The following is a 25,849-nucleotide window of genomic DNA, read 5'->3' as shown; positions in this document are numbered from 1 at the left end:
GAAGGAGGAGGAATTCTTTTATCATTTCGCTAGATAGAAATTTTATTAGCAGACTGTTTAGATAATCTGCTGTTAGAGCTTGCCTTTTTGACTGCATAGAGACCGAACCAAACATAGCTTCCGCCCCAGCAAATAACAGCCAAGTCACCTAGATGCGGAATGGGAAGAATGTTTAAAATCGGGAACAGTATCATCATAAGAGCTGCCCCTCTTGGAAGAACATTTGCTTTGAAGGTGGCAATGCCGTACAGTAATGTGCTGAGCATGAAGCTCATCATGCCAACCATAGCCATCATGCCTAGCGGGGCAGGCGGACTGTCTGCTTCCAGAAGATTTGGATCAAGAACTTGAAAGGCATACGTCATATAGACGAGGAATCCAATATACGTTGTCCCGATAAGTGTGAGTAAGAAGGTGATAAATCCGAATTTTCCCGCTTCCTTCGCCTGTAGAAGGTAAATTCCTACTGCTCCAGGAACAAGCAGCAATGAGCCGATAATCCCCCCTAAAATAAGAGATACATAGAAATTTGCTCCCCAAGTCAGTTCAATCGGAGACATAGACGCACGAAGGAGCCCGCCGATAATTGCAAACACGCCGAATACTCGGATCATACTATTTAATGTCATCTTGTTTCACTCCTTATTTGAATGGTGTTATTTTGTTGACATCCTTATCATACGAAATAGAAGACGCCTTGTTGTAGAGTAATCCGTTCCCTTAGGTTAGGAACCTTTTCAGGAAGAAGATAAGGAATGAACTTAGGAATGGGCAGGGAAGCAGGGAATCCTATTCGCGATACAATTGGATCTGCGAGTATATTATGGAAGGTCCATACGAGCTCTGATAGCTGTTGTCTGTATATATTTTTTTCACAATATATAATGAGTTTCTTGGATAGAAATCTGATTCCTGACGTATTCCCAATGGCCAGGAAAGTATAGAAGCATGCAGGGAATGAATAGAACAGCTGTTTACCGAATATTCTTGTAACTGATATAATTTTTACAGTTCGTATTTTATAAAGCATGGGGGTAAGAGGGTGAAAACGGGGAAGGAAAAACCGTTTCTAAGGCGATTGCTAAATGTACCATCATTCTCTATTAGATGGTTTCAGGTTAGTACAGTTGTAATAAGCATATTGACAGTTGTACTTTTTTTAATCAGCATTCCGCCTTACTATGAAACTATTAGGGATACATGTATAGACGAGGAGTGCGGTGCTTTTTATAATCCGCCTCCAGGCTCAGAATGGCTGTTGCAACATAGCATTAGTCCATCGTTTTATGCACTTTCTTATGTAATTCTTTATGTTGTATTTGCATGTGCTTATATTGTTGCTGCTGCAGTGCTGTATTGGAGGAAGCGTAATGACTCGATCGGACTATTAGGAACGCTAATGTTTGTTTCGCTCGGATGTACATTTACACCGCTTTTAGAAGGAGTCAAATCGATTCACCCGTTTTTGGGAGTTTTAGCAAATATCACGGGAGCTTCAGGCTTCGCTGCCTTTATATTCTTCTTTTACATATTTCCAAATGGTACATTCTCACCAAGATGGACGATGTATGCAGCACTTTTCATTATAATAACTCGCGTTCCCGGATTGCTTTTTCCCGGCTCGATTGTTGACATAGTTATTCTGCCAAAGTGGATATTTGCTGTCTGGTTTTTTATATGGGTATGCAGTATTCTAGCGATTCAAGTCTATAAGTTCCGGTTTATTATGGATGCTACACAACGCCAGCAAACGAAGTGGTGCGTGTACGGTATTGTGCTTGCTCTTGGCGGTCTAGCTGGAATTACCGCTGTGTTTATCCTGTATGAGCCTGTTATCAATGCGGATCCGTACAAATTGTATGCGGTTGAAGTTATTGTTCATGTAAGTATGGCAATCATCCCTGTTACTATTCTTATGGCAATTTTGCGGCGCAGATTATGGAATATTGACCCAGTTCTGAACCGTACGTTTGTATATGCTATGCTGACAGCATGTGTTGCAGCAATTTATGTGGTTATTGTCTGGTATATGGGCTTGCTGTTTCAGGCAAACCATCATATTCTCATCTCATTGGTAGCGACAAGCATTGTGGCAGTATTGTTTGCGCCGTTGAAGGAACGGCTGCAGCGTTTTGTGAACAAAATAATGTATGGGGAAAATGATGATCCTTACTCTGTCTTATTAAGGCTGGGTAAGCAGCTGGAGGATCCTGCGCCGCCAGAGGCTGTTTTGGATGTTGTGGCAAGGACAATCAAGGAAGCGCTTCGTCTGCAGTATGTGGCTATTTCCCTATATCAGAGCGGGCAACTTGTTATAGTGGCAGAGGAAGGGAAGCGGATCGAGGACTTACATGAGATTCCGCTTATACATCGAGGCGATGAATTAGGGATTTTGCATCTGTCACCGCGTTCACCGGGGGAAACGTTCAACCCATCTGATAAGAAGTTTTTGAATATGATCGTACATCAAGCAGGAGCAGTTGTGCAAGGTGTTAAGGCTTCTATGGATTTAAAACAGCTGGCGAAGGATTTGCAGGAGTCAAGAGAGAGACTTGTACTAGCGCGGGAAGAAGAGCGAAGAAAACTGAGGGGTAACCTTCATGACGACCTCGCTCCCCGATTGGCGGCCCTCGCTTTAACTGCCGCCGCCGCCGAGGAATTAGTAGATAGTAATCCTCAAGTAACAAAAATGATTTTAACAGAGCTCCAGACGACAATTCGCCAGACAGTTTCGGAAATTCGCTCGTTAGTATATGATTTACGACCGCCGGCTCTTGATGAAATGGGGCTCGTCGGGGCGATTCGAGAAAGAATTCATGATGTGTCCGTACCATTACACAGCTATGCGCATGATATCACTCCTGTACAATTTGAACTGATTGTTCCTGATGCTCTGCCTTCCTTGCCTGCTGCTGTAGAGGTTGCAGCGTATCGCATCGTAACCGAGGCAATTGTAAATGTAGTTAGACACGCGAAAGCGAGTAAATGCTTAGTTCGCGTTGCCGTGGTTGGAAATGAAGGGAGTGTACTTGAATTCGAAGTGGCCGATAACGGGCAAGGCATCGTAAAAAGAGATGTAAAAAATCGAAAGGGAGGAATCGGACTAGAGTCCATGAAGGAACGGGCTGCAGAGCTGGGGGGAACGTGTACAGTCAGCAGTACTATACAAGGAACAAGAATATGGGCTCAACTTCCGATTGCCCCTTAAGTGGGAGATGGAGAAATGTGAAGAAATTAAAAATTATTATTGCGGACGATCATCCTTTATTTCGACATGGAGTGCGAACACTTTTTATGACAACGCCGGACATGGAGGTGATTGGGGAAGCAACCTCTGGCGAAGAGGCAATTCAGCTCGCAAGCGAGCTTCAGCCGGACGTGATTCTTATGGATATTCGCATGCCGGGCTGCAATGGGATTGAAGCTACTCGCCGAATTATGGAAACAAGCCCGAACATTAGAATCCTCATCTTAACGATGTTTCAGGATGATGCCTCCGTGTTTACAGCGATGCGTGCAGGGGCGAAAGGGTATGTATTGAAAGACGCAGAGAAGGACGAACTTCTTCATGCGATTCGCGCAGTTGGAAACGGCGGAGCCATCTTTAGCCCGAGCATTGCGTCTAAAATGATTGAATACTTTGCGGCAGCGCGTCCGGCAGCGAGGATAGAGGCATTTCCGGAGCTGACGCTTCGTGAACGTGAGGTACTATATTTAATGGCAGAAGGAGCAGCTAATGCTGCTATTGCCAATAAGCTTGGAATAAGCGGCAAAACAGTTGCAAATTATGTCACAAATGTGTTGAATAAGCTGCAGGTAGCTGATCGGGAGGAAGCTATTTTACTAGCTAAGGAAGCGCGTGCCGGGACAGAAGGATTTCACGAGGGGATATAATGATTTCCATTATGAGGCAGCTTTGTACAATACTAAAATGAGTAAAACTAGAAATTGTTGAGGGGGGTTTTATTTACGAGTATCATATTCGAGCTGTGAAGGAAGGATTAAAAGAGTAAAATCGATACTGGTTCAGCTATGGGTGCTTTAATAAAGGAAGGCTACTTCGGTAGCTTTTTTTTATTCGATTAACGAGCCAGGTTAGTACAAGAAGGTATATTGAGTCTTGTGTAGTCATTTATAGCACATATTTCACCTGAAATCTATAGAAGAAATTGATAGTGAAAGTTAATGAATCATATGTTCAAACTGCAATTCAGCAGGATTAAAAGTTTTTGATAGGGATTGCAAACTAAATTGTTTAGTAGTTTAAGATAAATATAAAATGGTCAAGATTTGACCATAAACAAGCCAAAAAAGGACGGGATTTAGAGAAAAGCTTTTCTTAAAATGTATGTAAGCGCTTATAAATTGAGGGATATCAAATTGATAAGGGCTGTAAGTCTTATGCATTATTAAGAGAGCAGGAGGTAAAGGTAATATGTTAAAGGGAGCTAAAAAAAACGTTAAAGCTGCATTGTTATGTACTTTAGCAGCTGGTACTGTCCTTTCGTTTAGTACAGGGGCAACGGCTAAGGAAGTTAAGACGCAGCCGGGCTCATACCAGACTGTTACAGAAATTGAGGACTGGGGAGCTGCCATAACAAAGGTAATTGTCGATTTAGGCAAGCCGGTTCCGGTAAATTCTGTAACAACAGATACGTTCAATGTGCATGTAGTTAGAAGTGACAGCCGATTAGCAAATCCTTTTTTAGAGGAAGGATACCGAAAAGTAACAAAAGCTTATGTTGCGGACAAGAATGGCAAGCCTGCTGTTAAAACGGGAAAATATGCAGTGTTAGAAATGGAAATTGGCCCAAATGTAACCTTAGGATCAGCAATTAACTTCGATATGGCCACATTTTTAAACGACTGGAATGATAGTGAGTATACTATTACCCAGCAAAAAGATATTCTTACACCAGCAGGGAAAATTTCTGGATTGGTTGTTAATACATTTACAGGGGGAGTAAGAGAACTTGTAGATGATTTCTCAACTGGTAAAGCTTCTTATGACGGTGTTACTTTAACATATGCCGACTATACGCCAGCTAGGGACAATAGAAAGAATCCTTTAATTATTTGGTTACATGGCATGGGAGAAGGAGGCACAGATCCAACTATTCCAATTTCCGGAAACAAAGCTGCCAACTTTGCCTCGGAAGATATTCAATCCTATTTTGACGGAGCCTACGTATTAGCCCCTCAAACTCCAACCTTCTGGATGGACGGTTTTACAGGGTTTGGAGACGGGACTTCTAAATATGAAAATGCCCTTATGGAATTGATTAAAGATTATGTTGATCAAAACAAAGACATTGATCCTAATCGAATTTATATTGGTGGAGATTCCAACGGCGGATACATGACAATGCTTATGATTCGTGATTATCCTGAGTACTTCGCAGCAGCCTTCCCAACATGCGAGGCTTTAAAGAATACACTTATTACGGATGAAGACATTCAGAGTATGAAGAACCTTCCAATCTGGTTCGTTGCAGCTAATACAGATAAGCTCGTTCCTCCTAGTGAGTATGTAGTTCCGACATATAACCGCCTAGTTCAAGCTGGAGCAGAGGATGTTCACCTATCCTTATTTGATAATGTGATTGATACTTCAGGTTTGTACAAAAAAGCAGATGGCACACCATACGAATATGATGGACATTGGTCATGGATTTATGTATATAACAATGAAGTATCTAAAACAATCGATGGAAAAACAACAACTCTTATGGAATGGTTAGCGGATCAGTCATTAAATAATGAAATAAGATAATTCTATTGGACAACCAGTAAGAAAAAGAAAGGGTTTATAACTTGGTAGACATACGAAGGTAATCTCTAAAATAAGAGAAAGAATTGTCAGGGTTATCAAGAAAGATTGATTGAACAAAGTGTTTGAAAGCATTATCAAGCTTTGAAGTGTATGTTATTCTGTATATAAAGAGAATATTTATTAGTTTTTAGGATTGTTGCTGATTAGCAGGCAAAACCTAAATTGCTGTTAGTGTATGATAATTGCTATCGCGCGCTAGCAGTAATTTAGGTTTTTTATTTTTTTCAGCATGGAAGGAAATGAAACGATGGATATTTGTCCTATGAAGAATTAATAAATCAAAACAGATGGTATTTAATCTGGTACCCTTCCATACCGCATGATACGAGTAATACATATTTATTTTTTATACGGAAATACTACCAATAATACTGTGAGTAGAAAACCTTTCTATGGGAGTGAAACAAATGATAAAAGGTAACAGTACAATGTTTCATCTTTTTTTATTACTGGTTGTTACCGCAGTTTTCATATGGTCTGTTATCAAGCCAGCCGGATACTTGGCATGGGCATCGGAGGTTCTTCCTGCCCTCGTCGGGCTAATCATCGTAATTGCGGCATACAATAAGTTTCGCCTCACAACACTCTCTTACATCATTATTGCAATTCTAGCGATTATGATGTTCATCGGCGGTCATTACACATACTCAAGAGTACCTCTTTTTGATTGGATAAAAGATGATTTCGATTTAAATCGAAATCACTACGATCGATTCGGCCATTTGCTAAAGGGTTTATTTGCAATTGTAATAAGGGAAATATTATTACGGAAAACTCAACTAACCAAAGGACCTTGGTTAGTTGCCATTATTATAAGTATTTCGCTTGCAATCGCTGCATTGTACGAAATCGTCGAATGGTTAGGTGTTAAAATAATCAAGGGAAGAAAGGTAGCTAAAAACTTCTTAGGTATGCAGGGTGATATGTGGGATGCACAATGGGATATGTCGCTTGCCTTAGTTGGTTCGCTGCTTACGTTACTCATTCTTTCAAAACTACATAATCGGTTGCTAAAAAAAGAATTAATAAAAGAGTAAATCTGTTTAAAAGTTCCTTTTGATCGGATCATATCGGGGTACCGCCATATCGCTATCATGCTAATATTTTGAATTTCTCCCAAAACGAAAATTTGATCCCCAACAGTGGTTTATGAGAATTTAGTTCATTCTTTTCGTTTTGGGAATATCTTATTTTTTAGCTTAATGGAGCTGTGTTTAACGAAAAGCTCTTCGTAGCACCTCTGTAAATTTCTTTGCATTGTCCATGTACCCGCCATGATGTCCGGGAAAGGTTATCAGGTAGTCAGGTTGATATTGCGGAATACAAAAAGTATTTCTTTTTGTTCTCAAGTCAGAATCTAATACTTATGAACATGGGGTATATACTTCATAGTGTTCCTTGCAGTTGTTACTTTACCACAGCTTATGGTGATATAAGATGGATAGGGGATGAAGAAGCAGCGGTCTCCTTACTATTAGAGTTAATTCAATTACATAATACATAAGGAATATTTCAAGAAACTATATGTAGGGGGGATATTTCCGTGTAGAGAATAGGAGCTTATGGTTTTAGTTTTGATAATTTCATTTACTGTAATGTTTTCAGTTGAAAAAATACATAGGTTGTAAAACAAATTTTATTTTAAATTATACATAAATACTGAAATAATGGAGATGATATAATACGGCACGCAGAAGCAATAACAACGAAGTATTAGTAGGGAGTAGAGAAGCAGCTCTTGACCAAATGAAATACGAAATTGCCCAGGAATTTGGCATCACACCCGGTGCTGAGACAATTTCACGTGCGAACGGATCTAAGTTATCTGATTTCCAATCAGTTTAAATTTTTTATACCAGAACATTCCTTTTTTGAGATTTTGTATTTTTTTATATAATTTTGTAGTTCTAATAATAGACTAGTGGAGAGCAAAAGTAATAGAACCTTTTTAAATAGATGAACAAAGGTAAAGTGTTTGTCTGACACGAAACAAAGATTTACTGGGTAATATTATTATATTAATATTTCATGGTAGTTTATGTATTATGATGAAGAGGGGGAAAAGGAGATGAATATTGAAGAATTTCAGGATGGTGCAGAGATGTTAAGAGTAGTGGCCCATCCTGTACGACTCGCACTTATAAAAGTTATGATTGAAAAAGGGCCGGTAAATGTAACTTCTCTTTACGAGGAATTCAGTATGCCGCAAAGTACAATTAGTCAACATCTAGCAAAATTGAAAGCTGTAAATGTTGTTTCGGGAACACGCAAAGGTTTGGAGATTTACTATGAGGTAAAGGACGTGCGAGTAGAAACCATCCTTGATGTGGTAGTGAGTGCTTAAATGTTATTAGCTATTAGTAAATAAATTATATTATTTGGAAGCGAATTGCGGCGGCGGTTCGCTTTTTGTTTGAAGCCGCTTTGCACAGAACCAATTTCTTAACTTGATGGATGTGTGATGAGACCCTTAGTGAGAGAAACGTTTGTTGACAAGATAAATTATAAACACTAGAATTAGGTAGGAATTCTGGTACTCAAGTTTATTTATATTGAAAATATTTAAGTTTTTACAATTTGATTCAAAGGATTTATTTTCAAAAGCAGTATCAAATAAAGTTTCGTTTAAAAATTTCATACTTTGAAAATAGGTACAAGATAAAACTATTTTAGATTTTATCTGCTTAAATGGGAAGTCGGTTACAATCCGACACGGACCCGCCACTGTGTTGGGTATCAGCATGATATGCTGGTAACTTTCAGAAAAACCACTGGGTTATGCCTGGGAAGGTCTGAAAGATATGCCCTAAGTCAGGAGACCAGCCTATTTTAACATCACTGCTTGACCTACGGGATATTAGGAAGGTGGTTGGTATGCGCTGATGGCCATATGTCTGGACAAATACTGTCTTTGGATCATATAGACATAATGAGTCTTGTTTCGTATGTTAACTTATCAAGCATTTCTGACCTCTTATACTAGGCAGGGATGCTTTTTTTGTTTGTCAAAAATCACAAATGGAGGATTGTACATGAGAAGAAGTAGGAACAAACAACATACATTGGTTATCTGGATGGCTGTCTTTGTTTTCGCTCTATCACTAATCGGATGTGCTGCATCGACTGAACAAACAACAGAAAAGGATAAAAAAGAAGCTTCTGCAGATACAGTTTCTAATAAAACATTGACAGTGGCTTTCGCTTGGAGTCCAGCAACTCTTGATCCACATGGCAGCGATAGCTGGGAGGTCATGCGCTCTGGTACGGGGGAGACCTTGATACAACTAAATGAACAACTGGAGCCAGAACCTTGGTTAGCCAAAGAGTGGAAGCAAGAAAATGAAACGACCTGGATATTTACATTAGAGGAAAACGTACGCTTTCATAACGGAAAGAAAGTGGATGCGGCAAGTGTGAAAAACTCCTTGCTGCGCTCAATGGAGAAAGATCAAAAAGCAAAGGATTTATTGCAAGTGAAATCAATAGAAGTGCTGGCTCCAAGTCAACTGAAAATCGTGACCGAACAGCCGAATGCAGCCTTGATCACGCACTTAGCTGATCCCGCTACTATCATTGTTGATACGGAAACGGTCGAAAATAAGGACAGTTATCCTGCTCTTACAGGGGCTTTCAAATTCAAGCAATTCAATAAAGATGAGTCGCTTGTCGTAGAGCGCTATGAGGATTATTGGGGAGAAAAAGCACTCTTATCAAAAGTGACAATTAAATTTATTGCCGATGGAAATACAAGATTAATGGCTCTGCAATCTGGGGATGTTGATGCTGCAACGGATGTTCCAATTGATTCTATCAAATTACTGAAGAAAGATAAAAACATTGAAGTTTTAACCGCTCCGTCTCTTCGGACGCACATATTGATGTTTAATATGAAGTCTTCTTTATTTAAAGAGTTAGCTCATCGAAAAGTTGTCGATATGTCCATCCCGCGCGAAGCCATTGTCAGCTCGGTTATGAGGGGAGAAGGCACGCAAGCGAAAAGTCCATTCACCGAAGTCTTGCCATTCGGGAAGGTGCAAAAAATCAAAGAAACGCAAACGGTCGACCAATTGATGAAGCAAGGTGGTTGGGAGAAAAATACAAAGGGTATATGGGAAAAAAAAGGGAAGCCATTTGAAGTAAAGCTGTTAACTTTCCCGCAACGACCAGAATTATCCGTCATGGCAGAGATCATTCAAAACGAATTACTGAAGGCGGGCATACAAGTAAAGCTTCGCCAAGTGGAGAATATCGATGAAGCCTTAGCTAATGAAGATTGGGATTTATCCATGTACAGCATGTTAACGGCGCACACGGGTGATCCTCAATACTTTTTAAACATTTTCTATCGTTCTACTAGTGATTCAAATGTCAGTCACTATGTCTCGCCTTCCCTGGATAGCATGATTGATCAACTGAATCAAACAAGCGATGCGGCACAACGTAATCAATTGGCTGTGGAAATCCAAGAGCAAATCAATCAGGATCTTCCGCAGGCGTTTATCGTTCATCCTAAGACGATTTTTGCTGTTAGAAGTGGAGTAAAAGGCTTTATTCCTCATCCGATTGAGTATTACTACAACCATGCACAAATTGATGTAAATGAGTGAGAAACCAAATGATTCGTTTTTGGATAAAACATCTCGCGCAATTGTTGTTTGTAATATTGTTCGTCTCTACCCTGACTTTTTTACTGTTGAGATTAGCTCCGGGTGATCCCGCCTATATTTTGCTCACAACGAATGATATTCCTGTGTCTGAAGAAGCGTTGAACACATTGCGCAAGGAATTGGGATTAACAGAGTCGCTAGGGAGTCAATATATACAGTGGATAACGGATATTTTTACGTGGCAGTGGGGAACTTCCTATGTTTCTAAGGAACCTGTGCTAGAGGAGTTACTTCAACGGTTACCGGCAACCGTTGAACTGGCTGCTGCTGGATTGTTGGTGATGATGTCAGTCACTTTGATTATTGGAATTTCCACTGCTATTTATTCTATTGGCTGGTTGAATCGAATGGGCAGAGCCCTGGCTCTGTTAGGTGCTGCCGTTCCTTCCTTCTGGCTTGGATTTTTATTCATTTATGTTTTTTCTGTCCAGTACGGATGGCTGCCCTCGATGGGGCGTGGTACTTGGCGGCATCTTATTTTACCGGCTTTGACACTTGGATTAGGAATGGGTACTGTGTACGCCCGTATATTGCGATCCAATATGCTGGAGATGATGAATCAAAATTTTGTAAAAGCGGCGAAGGCAAGGGGACTGTCAAATAGCCGTATTTTACTGTTTCAAGTTTTTCAGCATGCCGTCTTGCCTATCGTGACGATGCTAGGGACAAGCTTTGCATTTATGTTGAGCGGAAGTATCATTGTGGAGTCAATCTTTTCCTGGCCTGGTTTAGGTAAATACATCATGAAAGCTATTCAGCTTCGGGATTATCCCGTCATTCAAGGCTATGTCATTTTCGCTTCTTTCTTGTTTGTGACCATTCATATTGTTGTTGATTTTATTTCTGTGCTTATAGACCCGCGTCTACGAGTTTGATAGGAGGAGGGCCCATTTCATGAAAAAGATCTTATCTGCCTTTGATAGAAATTTGCTAGTAGGAGTTGGACTGCTTCTATTGATTGTGTTGATGGGTATTTTTGCTCCGTGGATTTCTCCTCACGATCCTTTAGCAATTAATCTGTCCAATAGATTATCTACGCCTACTTGGGCTTACCCGTTCGGTACAGATCACTTGGGACGCTGCATTTTATCACGTATTCTGTACGGAATCAGAATCAGCGTGACCTCCTCGTTTTTGATTATGATGTTAACCTTACTCATTAGTCTTCCTGTAGGGCTGTTAACAGGATATTTGCGCGGGCGTACTGATCATTTTTTTATGCGGATGATAGATAGCACTCTTGCGATTCCCGATATTGTATTGACAATCGCCATTGTTGGTGTATTAGGACCTGGCTTGTTTCATTTGATTTTGGCTATCATTATCGTTCGTTGGGCTAATTATGTTCGGTTCATTCGTAGCCTTGTCCTGAAAATTTGCCAGGAAGAGTATATCTTGTCAGCTCGGATGTCGGGGAATTCGCGCTTTCGTATCATGCGATGTTATATTCTTCCGCAAATTGCTTCACCTATCGTTGTTTTTGGGGCCTTAGATATGGGGAGAATCGTCCTTTTGGTTGCAGGTCTTTCCTTTTTGGGGTTAGGTCCTCAGCCGCCAACGCCAGAATGGGGTGTTATGTTGCATGATGCCGCGGCATATTTTCAATTGGCTCCCCATGTGATGATTTTTCCGGGTTTGGCTATTTTGTTTTTTGTTTTGTGTTGCCAATTAATCAGTGAACGGTATCGAAAAGCTGGTTTACCGATTCCAAAAGAGGTGTAAAGTGACGACATTCGCTAATTTTTTGTTACGCATTGAGCAGTTAGAAATCTCGTGTCAGGATGCGGGAAAGTGGAAGCCAATTGTCCAAGACGTATCGTTTCAATTATATCCGGGCGAGATGATTGCCCTTACTGGTCCAAGCGGGTGCGGAAAAAGTTTGACAGCACATGCTATCGTCGGGTTATTGGAAACAGGATGGAAGGTAACGAATGGTCAGATTTTTTATCAGGATAAAAATATTCTCGATTATGACACCCGTGCTTGGCAACAGCTTCGGCGTGAGGAGATTGCTTTACTAATCCAGCATTCCTTAAATGGGTTAAATCCGATTCGGACTGTTAAAAAACAGATGGCAGAAACGCTCCTGCAGCGAAGAAAGAGTATTAGCAGAAAAGAGATAGACACGTACTTGTATTCGTTGTTACAACAGGTGGGTTTTACCAATCCGGAATCTGTTTTATCTTCTTATCCCTTCGAGTTAAGCGGAGGTATGCGCCAGCGGATTTTATTGGCGATGATGGTAAGCTTGCAACCGAAGATATTCATTGCTGATGAGCCGACAACCGCTTTGGATGTAATCAATCGAGAAAGGGTGTTGTCCTTGTTGAAGAAGCTGCAGCATGATTTTGGACTAACGGTTCTGTTAATTTCTCACGACCAGCAAAGTGTGAAGAGGTTCGCGGATCGCGTTATCCAAATGGATCGAGGTGGAATTGTTAGATGATACTGCTTGAATTACGTCATGTCACAAAGGAATATCCAGTGAGAGCAAGAAGGAGAGTGTGGTTTCGACCACATCCAACTCTGCAAGCTGTTAGGCAGGTGAATCTAATATTGAAAAGAGGGGAAAGTGTAGGAATAGTAGGGGAAAGTGGAAGCGGGAAAAGTACGCTTGCCAAGCTAATCATGAATCTGGAGCCAGTAACATCAGGGCGAATTTTACTGGGCGGACAAGCGATTAATGGGAAACAAATGCAAATGAAGGAACGCCAGATGTACAAGCGGATGCAAATGGTGCTGCAGGACTCATCTTCTTCGTTATATCCCAAAATGCGTGTGGGTGAGATTCTGGAAGAACCGATTCGCAATTATTTTCCGGAAGAAACCAATCGAAAAGAGCGATGTGTGAAATTGCTGGAGTTAGTGGAGCTAGATCATTCCTTTTTATCCAGATACCCAGATCAATTAAGCGGTGGTCAAAAGCAGCGAGTGTGCATTGCCAAAGCCTTGGCTGTACAGCCAGAACTCATCATTTTTGACGAATCAATTGCCAGCTTGGATCAACCATCTCAAGCATCTATTATCCATATGTTAAAATGCATCCAAAAAGAAGAGCAAATCGCCTATCTATTCATAACGCATGATTTACAATCTACACAGCAATTATGTGATCGTGTTTCTGTTATGTATCAAGGAGAACTTGTGGAAACTTTTACCCAGTGGGATTTTCAACAACTCCAGCATCCGTATTCGCGCTTATTATTTCAAACTCTCAATCTCGATTCATGCGGCAATAAAAGCGAGAATCATATATATTCACCGAGCGTTACGAACTAAAAGAGGTTGCTAGACAGACTCAAAATTGAAGTAAATGAAGTAAAATAGATTGGCGGGGAGCTGCGTGTGCAGTTCTCCTTTTTTTGTTAGTTCCGTTTGTTCCGCTACACTATGAATAAGATATGTCTTATTCATAAACACCCTGTTTTTTGCTTTAGATAGGTGAAGGGATAAAAAAATATACCTATCTACTAACAGAATTTCGATTTGTCAGAATTATATGCATATATTTTTAGTAATTTGTTAAAAAATAAAATAAGCAAGCATCCACCCTTCACATGTTTTGCATTTGAAAGCTATTCAACATGAGTATCGTTTGGAGAGCATATCAAAAGTGATTCGCCTGACGGCTAGAATCAAGGCGAATTTTTTGACTTTCCTTAATCTGAAAGGAGTGGCACTCAATCAACTTCAATCCTTTCTAAATGAATTGTTCATCGACTGCAATCATTTAGGAATGGAGATGGAAAAATGCTTTTTTGGTGAAAAGGAAGAGGAGCTTGCAGAAAGCCTTTTACAGAGAAAGGTTGCATTTGTATGAAGCTGTAAATCTCTCACCTGACACGATCTAGCGATTAGGATGCGATGCTAGTCATGGATGATAAGATTCTATTAAATCCTAGAACAACTTCTCTGCAATTTTGTTACATGTATTCTATCTGAACAGAGGTGGCGCTGAACTTTTTTCGTACACGGATTCCTTTGAAAATTTAGTTTAGATGACTATGAAATCACGGAGTTATACTCGGCAGTTTGCTGATTGGTGAGCGGTTTTCACATTTTTGTCAGAAGGATGATATTTCTTTCTGTGGAAGTGGAAAGATATGAAAAAAGGGGGTGTTGGTATCAACGCGATGGATAAGATTTTAAAAGCGATTTATGAAGAGTTCAATAGAGAGAAACCCGATCTTGGTAACATTAATAGCGTTACAACTGAACTGGAGGGTGATATCTTTAAGGAAGCAGCTCTTCAACTTGAGGAAGACGGTTATTTGATCGGTGTGAAGAAAGCAACAAGGGATCAGGGCAATAAAGTTCTGACAGTTTGGTTCGACTCTAGCACCAGTGTAACCCGCAAAGGTGCAGACCGCCTTACCGAAATACTCTAAGTTAAGCATTCCTCCGGGGGTGCTTTTTATTTTGTGAATTATTTCTTCTCATTTGTTACCTTTTCCAACTTGTTAATTTATTATCGTTTTTCAAGGGATAATCCGAGTAATCTACCAGATCAGAACTTTAATTTCAATGTTATATGAGTATATAGTACAATCCTTTAACCTTGTATTTGTATATCCTGACATTAATTATTGAAAAGGTGGGGATATGTTATGTTTTTTTTGGGCTAGGGATCGCAATGGATATTTTACGTAACGATTCCGCTTCGGAAGAATTGCTGCCATACAGAGTTGGTGATTTTACAAAACTAGACGAGACGAGTTATAAAGTGATGGTTTATAAGGAATACCGCCCTACAGGCAGTAACGGAATAAAGGAAGTTAAAACCTTTAATAGCGAATATGTAATCATAGTGTTAGACGGTCAACTACTTGTTCATGAACAGTTAAAAACCGGATTAATTCATGAAGAGGTTTCAAATCAGTAGTCTCATTGTGAATCTTAATAAGCGGAGAACAAAAAGTAAAAAACTCTTTAATTAACAAAATTAATTATGCTATATTAAAAAGCCCTAACGGAAAATCCGCTGGGCTTTATCAATTATTCGAGTTCTCTTTCCTCAAAGTTATAATCGACTTCTTTTGGTGCAACTTTAGCCTTTCCTAATGCTGGAGTATCAGGTCGAGCAACTTGATATACAGCAGCGCCTACAATATTAGATACTTCCTTTAGCTTATCCAAACTAATCTTGTCTAGGGTGTCCTCTGGAGAATGATACCATGGTTCTACTGGTGCATGAATAAATAACGCAGCAGGAATCCCTATTTCTGTAAATGGAACGTGATCACTTCGTCCTTCCCAACCGTAAGGCGTTGCCTCGCCTATTTCAGATAAACGGGCACCTGCTGATGCTCCTAGACCCGTTACGATATTTTTCTCGCCATCAGCCGTGTACATAATTAATGGTCCAGCATCCTTACTTCCGACCATATCCATTTGGAACATTCCAATAGTACGATTGTAGTCTTCTTCAGTCATTCTTTCCACAAATTCATATGAACCTAATAACCCATTTTCTTCTGCCCCAAAGGTGACAAAACGAACATCGGTATCAGTTGGAGCATTAGCAAATACACGAGCCAACTCAAGTACAGTGGCTGTCCCCGATGCATCGTCATTTGCTCCGGGCGCTCCATCAACAGAATCATGGTGTGCACCCACAAGAACCAATTCACCTGTTGATTTTTGAGTCGCATTTTTTGTGGCTACCACGTTATGGGAAATTGCTTTGGTAGTAACAGCTCCCTCTATTTTCAAGGCGGCGGTTATAGTATCTCCTGAATCCAGGCGGGCTTTCAGACCTTCCCCTTGATCTTTAGTGATGGCTACGGATGGAATATATCCATTATTGGGCTCGCCAAGTGTACCATTGATTACGCCATCGGAATTATTATAAATAACTACAGCGGAAGCTCCCGCTGCGGCTGCATTTAAGATTTTACTTGCGAAGGTATAGGTACCGCGTTTGATTAAGGCAATCTTCCCAGTTACATTTTTTCCTTCAAAATCACTCGGAGCTCCTAAACCACAGTAAATCAAATCACCAGTCACCGTTCCATTTACGCCATATTCAAGGTCTCTTGGTGCAGGATCGAAGTTCATACCAGAGACACTTAATTCAATTAAGCTTGGCTCTGTGTAACTGTAAATATCGAATGCTTGTACTTCTGTTTCGTATCCATAGGACTTAAATTGGCGGTCTATGTATTCCACCGCTCGGTCCTCATCCGGAGTTCCAGCAACACGTGGGGTCTTTGAAAGCTCAGCAATATGTTTGTAAATGTTTTCTACATTAATTCGTTTGACAATCTTGTTGTCAAAAGCTTGATCAGATTGTAGATTTGCCTCCGGTGCCGCCCATGCAGCAGTTGCACCAGAAGAAAGGCTGACTGCAAGTAAAAGCGCTAAAACTGAATTTCTTTTCATTGTGGCTACCCCTCCCTTTTCTGTAAAATATATCCTATTAAAAATTATATATAAATCAAAATAATTTGTCTATTATTAGTATTATTTGTATTTATAATATTTAGATTTTTATTCACGATGGCAAAATAGTAGTGATCTCCCTATCCTGCTACCTTTAGGACAATAAGCAATTCTTATCAAGAATGCATAAAAATTAGTCCGATACAATACCTCTAAGTTTAATAACACATAACGATTTATAAACATACTGCCGAAATATACATAAATTCATTTCCAGAAACAGGAGATAGGAGTTAACCATAATGTTAAAATTTTTTCCTGTTTATTGGAATTTTCCGGGAATTCGGAATAAAAATTAGAATGATTCAAGTGTTAATTCCGAAATTCCGGAATATTGTGATTTTAATTTAGTTATTTTTCTCTTAATTATAATTAATAATTAAGTTAGACAAGTTTTTACTTAATAAATTATCGGTACACAGGTAGGGAAACTGGCATTGAAATATATGAATCTATCTTAATTTTTCAACATATCCACTCCTGTTCATCTGTACGCACTCGATACAGATGAACATTTCTTATATTGAATTTTTAAATTAGGCTTATATAGTTGGTACGAAAATTGCTTTAAGTTTTAATATAAACGCTTAAGGAGGGAGGAATCATTTTCATGAAAAGTGAAAGTCTCTTTTGAAATCGCTTACGTCATAGTGGATGAAAAGTTTTAATGAATGAGCAGCAATTCTAGTATTTTACATGAGATGGAGGGGGATTTGTGTGGATCTTATTGTTATTCTTTTAGCGTTAGGATTATTGATGTTTGTAGCATATCGTGGATTTTCAGTTATCTTATTTGCGCCTATTTGCGCATTGTTTGCTGTTTTATTAACTAGCCCTGATTATGTTCTTCCTTTTTTTTCTAATATTTTTATGGAGAAAATGGTTGGATTCATTAAATTATACTTCCCGGTTTTCCTATTGGGAGCTATCTTTGGTAAGGTTGTTGAAATGTCTGGTTTAGCAGAATCGATTGCTAAGACCATTGTTCAGCTTGTCGGAGCTAAGAGGGCAATTTTAGCAATTGTGCTTATGGGTGCCATCTTAACGTATAGCGGCGTGAGCTTATTCGTTGTTGTGTTTGCTGTCTATCCGTTTGCAGTAAACTTATTCCGCGAAGCGAATATCCCTAAACGCCTTATACCTGGAACGATTGCTTTAGGGGCCTTTACATTCACAATGGATGCTTTGCCGGGCACACCGCAAATTCAAAACGTTATCCCGACGACATTCTTTAAAACGGACATTTATGCTGCACCTACATTAGGAATTATCGGAGCGATTTTTGTGTTTGTTCTTGGCTTCCTATACCTAGAATCCCGCCGCAAAAAAGCAGAAAAGGCAGGAGAGGGTTACTTCGGGTTTGAGGGCTCTGAAATTGCAGCTACGCAATCGGATGCATCCGTTGCGACGGAAAGTTCCCTCTCTGCAACTACAAGTACACCAACGAAATTGTCACGTCAGTTGCTTGCATTTGTGCCGCTTATTTTGGTGGGGGTCATGAATAAATTTTTCACCCTATCTCTTCCGAAATGGTATCCAAATGGATTTGACTTTAACGATATCGGCTTAAAGGCGTTTGGAAAACTCGAACTGCCTGCGGTCTTGGCAGTTTGGTCAGTAGAGATGGCCCTTGCTATAGGGATTGTTGCAACGCTTGCTTATGATTGGAAACGAGTAAAAGTAAACTTTCAAGCAGGACTTAACATGAGTATTAGTGGTGCTTTGCTGGCTGTCATGAATACGGGAGCGGAATATGGATTTGGTGGAGTTATTTCTTCTCTTCCCGGCTTTGGTGTTGTAAGTAAGGGGATCTCAGAAACGTTTACCAATCCGCTTATAAACGGAGCAGTAACAACAACTACTCTTGCTGGAATAACTGGATCTGCGTCCGGCGGTATGGGAATCGCACTAAGTGCTATGTCCGATAAATATTTGGAGGCTATTACGAAATTTAATATTCCACCAGAAGTGATGCATCGTGTCATCTCTATGGCATCCGGCGGCATGGACACGCTTCCTCACAATGGAGCCGTCATTACATTGCTTGCGGTAACTGGATTGACGCATCGGCAGTCTTATCGTGATATTTTTGCCATAACAGTTATTAAAACACTTGCAGTCTTTTTTATCATTGCGGTATACAGCCTAACGGATCTGGTGTAAGCGATAATATAAGGTGTAGAGAAAGGAAAAAACAGAAGCCTCTTTTGGTGATATACGTCTGTAAACAATACTAAATAAAGAAGATTAGGGGGACATTCTATGTCAAGAATATTAGGACAGAACGTAGACCTTGCTGTGAAACAGTATAAGAAAGGCTTGTTAGAAGAGAAAGTAGCATTAATTACCGGAGCAGCGAATGGAATCGGTTTAGAAATCGCTCGTAGTTTTGCTAACGAAGGTGCAAAAATAGTAATTTCCGACTTAAACAGAGATGCTGGAGAAGCAGCTGCCAGGCAGTTGCAAGAACAGGGATATGAAGCATTGGCAGTTGCATGTGATGTTACGGATGAAAATCAAATCCGACACAGTTTTGATAGTACTCTAAAAAATTTTGGGAAACTGGATATATTAGTGAATAATGCTGGGCTCCAATATGTATCTCCTATCGAGGAGTTTCCTACGGAAAAGTTTGAGTTTATGATTAAAGTTATGCTGACTGCACCGTTTATAGCAACCAAATATGCTTTTCCTATTATGAAAGATAAGGGATATGGACGAATCATTAATATGGCATCCATTAATGGGGTTGTTGGCTTTGCGGGAAAAGCAGCTTACAATAGCGCTAAGCACGGTGTGATTGGCTTGACGAAAGTAGCAGCTTTGGAAGGAGCGGCACATGGTATTACGGTAAATGCCCTATGTCCAGGTTATGTAGATACAGCGCTTGTACAAAATCAATTAATGGACCTTGCTAAAACGCGGAATGTACCACTGGACCGCGTTTTAGCGGATGTTATTTATCCTCTTGTTCCACAGAAGCGTCTATTATCAGTCTCAGAAATTGCCGATTACGCTGTATTTTTGGCAAGTGAAAAAGCAAAAGGAGTTACCGGACAGGCTGTTGTTCTGGATGGGGGATATACAGTGCAATAAACAAGAAATAAAAATGATACTGAGCTTTCTTCATTCATTCTATGCAATGTAAGATGTTAGAATATTATAACAAAAGCATATAAAGTCCATATCCACATTTTATTCTAATGTAGAAGAATATACTCTCATACATTGCAGGGAAAAGAAGCGAGGAGAGATGGAAATGAAATTAGGAAACAGTAACCTTCCAAGTGAATGGCTAGAAGAAATTGTAAATTTGGCGGCAGAGTGTATAGTCGTGGTGGACCGCGAAGGGACTATCCGATATATTAATCTCGCATACTGCGAATTCCTAGAGACAACAATGGAAGAGGCGTTGGGAAAACATGTCCAAGAAGTCATTGAAAATACGCGTATGCATATTGTAGCAAAAAACGGTCAAGCGGAAGTGGCTGTTGTTCAACCTATCAAAGGGAGTGAAATGGTTGCCAACCGTTATCCCCTTTATATTGACGATGAATTGGTCGGAGCAGTAGGAACAGTTATGTTCCGTAATCCTCAGGAATGGCTGAATTATTCGAGAAAAATCCAGCCATTACTGGAAGAACTCAAATATTATAAGAACAAATTTGAAAAAGAATTAAAAAGTAAGTATTGTTTTGGAGATCTTGCGGGAGACAGTCCTAAATTTCTGGAAGCGAAGCGATTAGCTGAAAGGGTCTCCAGCAGTCAATCTTCAATATTATTATCAGGAGAATCAGGAACGGGGAAAGAATTATTTGCTCATGCTATCCATCAAGCGAGCCCGCGCGGACACTTTCCCTTTGTCCGAGTGAACTGTGCCTCTATTCCGGAGCATTTATTAGAATCGGAATTATTTGGTTATGAAGAAGGAGCATTTACCGGAGCAAAAAGAGGAGGAAAAAAGGGAAAGTTTGAATTAGCTCAACATGGTACAATTTTTCTGGATGAAATTGGTGATATGCCTATTCACATGCAGAGTAAGCTTCTTCGGGTACTACAGGAAAAAGAGATTGAGAGAGTAGGGGGACAAGCACCTGTTCCAGTAGATGTCCGCATTATTGCGGCGACACACTGTGATCTGGAAAAAATGGTGCAGAATAGGGAATTTCGTCAAGATCTATATTATAGACTTAATGTGATGAAAATTGAAATCCCTCCTTTAAGAGAGCGCAAGGAGGATATTCTTCTTGTAGCAAAAATTCTCTTGAAAAAGCTTGAAGGTAAATTTAATCACCAAGGGATTGAACTTTCCGTTGAAGCAGCCGAGCGCTTGCTGCATCATGCGTGGCCGGGAAACGTACGCGAACTGGAAAATGTATTGGAAAGAGCTGTCAATGTTTTGGACGGAAAAACAATTCGTGTGGTACATTTGCCTCTATATCTTCAAGAGGATAGCGTTGATCACCCTCCTGTCCAGAATTGCTTAAATTTATCACAAGTAAAGACGCATTCAACAAAGAACTCGATTCAACCATTAAGAGAAATTATTGCTTCCGCAGAAAGAGAAGCTATCAGCGAGGCCCTGCACTTAGCAAACGGAAATAAGAAGCTGGCAGCTCAGATGTTAGGAATTGGAAAAACAACTTTTTACGATAAATGTACATTTTACAATATTAAATAGTGTCAAAGCACTTCGCTATATTTCTAAAAATAAAATTAAGAATTTCAAATAAGAGAGCTAGTTTTAACTTAAGGAAAATTTGAAATGTCATTCTTTCAAACTACAGGTTTGTTAAAATATCGAACACGTCTATTTTTTTCATTATATAGAATTAGGAGGGGATTTTTTGCTTAAACGTAAACTGTTGACGATAACAACAGCATCTGCTTTAATACTTCCGCTTGTTCCTCAGAATTTGTTGCAAACAAGTGTTTCTGCCGCCTATTCTTCAGTCATACCGGGGGCACAAGATGTTACGGTGACCAAGTTTGATGGGGAAAATGGAAATTGGTTAACGACTAAAAACCCGGCACAATATGCAGCGGCAACTGTCTTTGGAAATTTAGGATTAACTCCATATAATTGGGGGAGTAAGGAAGGGGGAACCGGTTGGTATAATATGTACAATCCTGCAGCGATAAGCGGCATTCAAGTTAATGGGGCGTTTGACGATGCAAAATTTGTCATTCGTGTACCAGATAAGTGGAATGGAAAGCTAGTTGTATCCGGTATCCCCGCGACTCGAAATGAAACTGCCTCGGATTTACTGTTTAGCGATTTTGTATTAGCAAAAGGCTATGCGTTTGCAGCTACTGATAAAGGGACGCAAGGAGAAATTGATCCTAATGACCCGCTGGCGAAAAGCAAGAATGCCTTAATTGCCGAGGATGACAGTATAGCCGAATGGCATTATCGTTTTAGACAGTTGACGAAAGCAGCACAAAATTACTTGGTTAAAAACTATCCGGACAAGCTCATTCAAGAGAGCGATAAAAAAAACCCGGCCAGCAAGTTGATTACGGCTAATCATAAAGTTCCTACTTATGCGATGGGAATCTCAAATGGCGGGTATGTCGTTCGTTATGCCCTTGAACACGACGGGCTAGATAAGACGGGGGAACCGGCCTTATTTGATGGCGGAGTGGATTGGGAAGGCGTATTATGGAGAGCAAATGAATCGAATTTAATTAGCTCTTTAACCCCGGTTGTCAATAACGCAGAAAAAGCCCTTTACGGTACAGGAGAAGAAAAACAGAAAGCAACGGAGGAAATGTATAAGGCTGGGTTACCGAAAGGCGCTGAAAAACTTTGGGGGTATCATGACCAGGTGTACTGGTTCCTCACATTAAATATTTATCGGGATGAAATCGATCCTGATGCTCCGAACCGGATTGACTGGAAAAATTATTTGAACTATAAGGACGGGCTGCGCGATCGTACATACGACTCCATCTTTAAAGATTACGATTATATGTCACGCCCGAACGAAGTGAAACGAAATGTAAAAACTATTGAAAATACCGGCGATATTGATGTGCCGCTAATCAGTATAACAGGGTCTTGGGACTCTTTAATCTTTCCGTCTATCCATGCTGATGCTTATGAAAAATTAGTAAATCAAGCAGGAAAAGGCAAATTACACCGACTCTATACCATTGAAAAAGGAAACCATGTCGACAGCTTGGTTTGGAACAATGCAACTGATCCGAATAAGGAGTTGCAGCCTTTACTGCCATATGCCCACCAAGCTTTCGACTTGCTCGTGGATTGGGTAGAAAATCATAAAAAAGCACCTAAGAGTAAAACAATTTCGACTCCGCAAAATCATACAAAAGTGTTAGATATTAAAACCAATAAAGAAGTAGAGCCTAGTGTAGCGGAGACAAAATAATCATAAATCTAATAATTTTTCCGTATTTAGGAAAAAATATTTATAAAAAAGGCGAGTGGATACTCGCCTTTTTACATCGTTCTTTCTTCGACCAAAGGGACAGTTTAATTGAAGAAGGAATTGTGAAAGTATCCAAAGAAACAATTCTATCTATAAAAGAGCAAGTTTATGAAAGTGATGAAATGAATGAAAGAAGTTCCTCGCGGTTTAGCAGAATTAATAGGTTGTTATTCCTAGGAAAAGATTACAATTGGTCAATCAGACGCTATGACATTCTTGTTAAAGGGACCTACTTATAATTTCGGTGAGGATCAGATTTCCCTTTTTCTTAAGGAATATGGGATCACAAAACTAGACGAATCAAAAATCTTTTATTATCAATTCATGGATGAGTTTTTTTAATTCGATGAAACATGGGTTTTATTTAACTAATGGGTACTAATTTTAAAATAAACAAAATACCTTTACTTCTTATATCGCCGATTATATGAACAAAAAACCCCTCCATATTGCTTAATTGGAGGGATTTTAGTAGTCTCCTAAATACATTGAAACCCGATAATGTGCGATTCTGTCGACTGAACATGAATATCATATACATCTTTCTAAAGTGTTACTTGTTAGCTGTTACTTATTGATAGAACCAAAGTGCTTAATCACAACATTTTCAAAGATGGATGTACCACCTTCAGAAAAAAGCGTTATTCCTTTATCATTTAAATGAGGGAAGACTTGATTTGAATGGGTTACATTACCATCGTCAATGAATACTTCGATACTTGTTTTATCAACAAGAACTTTCAAATGAACCTTCTTCTTGCTTGCATCGAACGGGGCTTTACTTTCAACATACTTTTTACTCTTATCGGGTTGGTCTGTAAAAGCTCTATTAACATAAGAAAAGTTATCTTGTATAAAAAAGCCCACATCAATATGACGTGTTTTGTCCGTTGACTCTCGAATCCTTAATCCTACATTCTTGACATCTAACCAAGATATATCAGCATCAAGCTGATAAACATCACCTTTTACCTTAAGGGTTTTTGAACCATTAACCTTGATATGTTTAAAATGATTCGTTGAGGAGGGGAATTGGTCTAATGCTTCAATAGGCTGTGAAGTCAGAATGTATGCATCGCTATCTTGTTTTTGTAGTTTAATTTGACGAACAACGGAATCAAATCCGTTAAAACCGTCTTGCAATGTTGGTGTATTGTTCGGATAATCCCAATTATTCATCCAAGCTAAAGCGTAACGTGTATCAAATTTATTTCTGCTTTTACCATCTTCAAAAGTAACGCCGCCATACCAATCGAAGCCATAATCCAGCCATTGTGGTTCACTATAATCTGCGATAAATTTCTTTCCATTATAGTTACCGATCCAATATGCATAGGTATTAGGTTTACCAATAGATTTGCCATTCGCACTGGCACCCAGAATCCACTTATATGTCCCGTCATTTGCCTGCATCATGAAAAGATCGGGACATTCTACAATACCTATATTTTGTGTTAAGAATCCTGCTGTATAGTGCCATTCCTTTAGATTATAAGACTCATAAAAACCTATTTTTGTTCCTTCCGCCATAACCATCACCCATTTTCCAGATTGATGGTCCCAGATAATTTTAGGATCTCTAAAATCTTTTGTCCCTGGATTAGGCATAATGGGAGAGTCACTATAGGACATAAACGTTTTTCCTTTGTCTGTACTATACCATAAATATTGTTCCTGCTTGCCTCCATTAGCAGAGGGTTGTGTTACAATCGCCACAACGGCTTCTTTTCCAAAGCCTGCAGTATTATTTATATCAACGACGGCTGATCCTGACCATATATCACCATTTGGATTTGTATACTTGGGAATGGCAACTCCTTCATCTTTCCAATGCACTAAATCATTTGATGTCGCATGCCGCCATTCTGTACCATTACCACTTGGATAATCACGATTATAGAGATAATAGTAATGATACTTTTCATCAAAATAAATGGGTCTCTGAGGGTCATTTTTCCATTTGTCGGGAGTGCTGAAATGATAAATTGGTTGATAAGTTGGCTGATGATGAGGGATCTTTTTTTTAATCTTCTTTGTATCACGATCCAATAATCCTGTAATAAATATTATACTTAGACAGATCATTAAAACACTTAACCATTTATATGCTCTCTTATTAAATACTCTTTTTTTCAAATAGATTCATCCCTTTTTATTTTTGGCATGTCTTGTTGCGATTTATTTGTTTTGGGAGAAGGTTCTTTAAATCAAGTTAATCTTGCCTATATTATTATTTAGAAGTTAGCTTCTTAAATAGCTAAAATAAAAGGAAATGGCAATGTACTATCACCATTTCCTTTTCCCTACATTGAGGATACTTCTTCTTTCAGTATCCTCAAACATAAGGCTGTAAATTTTGTAAAATGATTTGACCTTACTCCGCTGCAGTTTCTACAGAAACTGCAGCTTCTTTTCTTTTTCTTTTTAAAGGATTAATAAAAGGAAGCAAACATTCT

At 39.5% G+C, this 25,849-nt stretch carries 19 protein-coding genes, 1 pseudogene and 1 riboswitch; of the genes and pseudogenes, 17 read left to right on the top strand and 3 right to left on the bottom strand.

Annotated features, from left to right (window positions below; translation table 11 throughout):
• Nucleotides 1-29: 29 nt before the first annotated feature.
• A complete protein-coding gene (locus AC6HZ4_RS15000) occupies nt 30-629 on the bottom strand; it encodes a hypothetical protein (protein WP_497490388.1) in 600 nt (199 codons plus the stop codon).
• 413 nt (nt 630-1,042) lie between these two features.
• On the opposite strand from AC6HZ4_RS15000, the gene AC6HZ4_RS14995 reads away from it, so the two are divergent.
• The 13 genes and pseudogenes from AC6HZ4_RS14995 to AC6HZ4_RS14935 all read left to right on the top strand — a co-directional run bounded on the left by AC6HZ4_RS14995 (nt 1,043) and on the right by AC6HZ4_RS14935 (nt 15,382).
• Entirely contained in the window at nt 1,043-3,208 is a 2,166-nt protein-coding gene (locus tag AC6HZ4_RS14995; RefSeq protein WP_497490387.1) for a GAF domain-containing sensor histidine kinase, read from the top strand.
• Between the two features lie 17 nt (nt 3,209-3,225).
• A complete protein-coding gene (locus AC6HZ4_RS14990; protein WP_497490386.1) occupies nt 3,226-3,894 on the top strand; it encodes a response regulator in 669 nt (222 codons plus the stop codon).
• 541 nt (nt 3,895-4,435) lie between these two features.
• Nucleotides 4,436-5,773: a prolyl oligopeptidase family serine peptidase gene (locus AC6HZ4_RS14985; RefSeq protein ID WP_497490384.1), complete on the top strand. Its 1,338-nt coding sequence runs from the start codon at nt 4,436-4,438 to the stop codon at nt 5,771-5,773.
• 467 nt (nt 5,774-6,240) lie between these two features.
• Nucleotides 6,241-6,870, top strand: coding sequence for a DUF2238 domain-containing protein (locus tag AC6HZ4_RS14980; RefSeq protein ID WP_497490383.1), 630 nt, complete (start codon nt 6,241-6,243; stop codon nt 6,868-6,870).
• Nucleotides 6,871-7,522: 652 nt separating this feature from the next.
• Nucleotides 7,523-7,651, top strand: a pseudogene (locus AC6HZ4_RS14975) (alpha/beta-type small acid-soluble spore protein); the annotation flags it as partial.
• 250 nt (nt 7,652-7,901) lie between these two features.
• Nucleotides 7,902-8,177: an ArsR/SmtB family transcription factor gene (locus AC6HZ4_RS14970; protein WP_497490382.1), complete on the top strand. Its 276-nt coding sequence runs from the start codon at nt 7,902-7,904 to the stop codon at nt 8,175-8,177.
• Nucleotides 8,178-8,465: 288 nt separating this feature from the next.
• A riboswitch (cobalamin riboswitch) is annotated at nt 8,466-8,675 on the top strand.
• A gap of 190 nt (nt 8,676-8,865) precedes the next feature.
• Nucleotides 8,866-10,440 (top strand): ABC transporter substrate-binding protein, encoded by a 1,575-nt coding sequence (locus tag AC6HZ4_RS14965; protein ID WP_497490381.1) that lies wholly within the window; start codon nt 8,866-8,868, stop codon nt 10,438-10,440.
• Nucleotides 10,441-10,448: 8 nt separating this feature from the next.
• Nucleotides 10,449-11,375 carry a nickel ABC transporter permease gene (nikB, locus tag AC6HZ4_RS14960; protein WP_497490379.1) on the top strand — a complete coding sequence of 309 codons (927 nt, stop codon included), beginning with the start codon at nt 10,449-10,451 and terminating at the stop codon, nt 11,373-11,375.
• A 19-nt stretch (nt 11,376-11,394) separates the two neighbouring features.
• Nucleotides 11,395-12,222: a nickel transporter permease gene (gene nikC, locus AC6HZ4_RS14955; RefSeq protein ID WP_497490378.1), complete on the top strand. Its 828-nt coding sequence runs from the start codon at nt 11,395-11,397 to the stop codon at nt 12,220-12,222.
• A gap of 1 nt (nt 12,223) precedes the next feature.
• Complete coding sequence (locus AC6HZ4_RS14950; protein WP_497490376.1) at nt 12,224-12,946, top strand: ATP-binding cassette domain-containing protein; 723 nt, start codon at nt 12,224-12,226, stop codon at nt 12,944-12,946.
• On the top strand, nt 12,943-13,779 hold the full coding sequence (locus tag AC6HZ4_RS14945) for an ABC transporter ATP-binding protein (RefSeq protein ID WP_497490375.1): 837 nt from the start codon (nt 12,943-12,945) through the stop codon (nt 13,777-13,779). The genes AC6HZ4_RS14950 and AC6HZ4_RS14945 overlap by 4 nt, the downstream gene beginning before the upstream one ends.
• 824 nt (nt 13,780-14,603) lie before the next feature.
• A complete protein-coding gene (locus AC6HZ4_RS14940; RefSeq protein ID WP_497490373.1) occupies nt 14,604-14,888 on the top strand; it encodes a hypothetical protein in 285 nt (94 codons plus the stop codon).
• Between the two features lie 245 nt (nt 14,889-15,133).
• Nucleotides 15,134-15,382, top strand: coding sequence for a TcaA NTF2-like domain-containing protein (locus AC6HZ4_RS14935; protein ID WP_497490372.1), 249 nt, complete (start codon nt 15,134-15,136; stop codon nt 15,380-15,382).
• A 113-nt stretch (nt 15,383-15,495) separates the two neighbouring features.
• Here the strand turns inward: AC6HZ4_RS14935 and AC6HZ4_RS14930 are convergent, their stop codons facing one another.
• Nucleotides 15,496-16,881 carry a M28 family peptidase gene (locus AC6HZ4_RS14930; RefSeq protein WP_497490371.1) on the bottom strand — a complete coding sequence of 462 codons (1,386 nt, stop codon included), beginning with the start codon at nt 16,879-16,881 and terminating at the stop codon, nt 15,496-15,498.
• Between the two features lie 777 nt (nt 16,882-17,658).
• Here AC6HZ4_RS14930 and AC6HZ4_RS14925 point away from each other — a divergent pair.
• The 4 genes from AC6HZ4_RS14925 to AC6HZ4_RS14910 all read left to right on the top strand — a co-directional run bounded on the left by AC6HZ4_RS14925 (nt 17,659) and on the right by AC6HZ4_RS14910 (nt 23,333).
• Entirely contained in the window at nt 17,659-19,104 is a 1,446-nt protein-coding gene (locus AC6HZ4_RS14925) for a GntP family permease (RefSeq protein WP_497490369.1), read from the top strand.
• 99 nt (nt 19,105-19,203) lie between these two features.
• Nucleotides 19,204-20,037 carry a 3-hydroxybutyrate dehydrogenase gene (locus AC6HZ4_RS14920; protein ID WP_497490368.1) on the top strand — a complete coding sequence of 278 codons (834 nt, stop codon included), beginning with the start codon at nt 19,204-19,206 and terminating at the stop codon, nt 20,035-20,037.
• 163 nt (nt 20,038-20,200) lie between these two features.
• Complete coding sequence (locus tag AC6HZ4_RS14915) at nt 20,201-21,622, top strand: sigma-54 interaction domain-containing protein (RefSeq protein ID WP_497490367.1); 1,422 nt, start codon at nt 20,201-20,203, stop codon at nt 21,620-21,622.
• Nucleotides 21,623-21,788: 166 nt separating this feature from the next.
• Nucleotides 21,789-23,333: an alpha/beta hydrolase gene (locus AC6HZ4_RS14910; RefSeq protein ID WP_497490366.1), complete on the top strand. Its 1,545-nt coding sequence runs from the start codon at nt 21,789-21,791 to the stop codon at nt 23,331-23,333.
• 627 nt (nt 23,334-23,960) lie between these two features.
• Here the strand turns inward: AC6HZ4_RS14910 and AC6HZ4_RS14905 are convergent.
• Nucleotides 23,961-25,478 carry a glycoside hydrolase family 32 protein gene (locus AC6HZ4_RS14905; RefSeq protein ID WP_497495728.1) on the bottom strand — a complete coding sequence of 506 codons (1,518 nt, stop codon included), beginning with the start codon at nt 25,476-25,478 and terminating at the stop codon, nt 23,961-23,963.
• Nucleotides 25,479-25,849: the final 371 nt, after the last annotated feature.

The organism is Ectobacillus sp. OTK (assembly GCF_059698935.1).
This window is presented reverse-complemented; position numbering and strand designations above follow the sequence as displayed.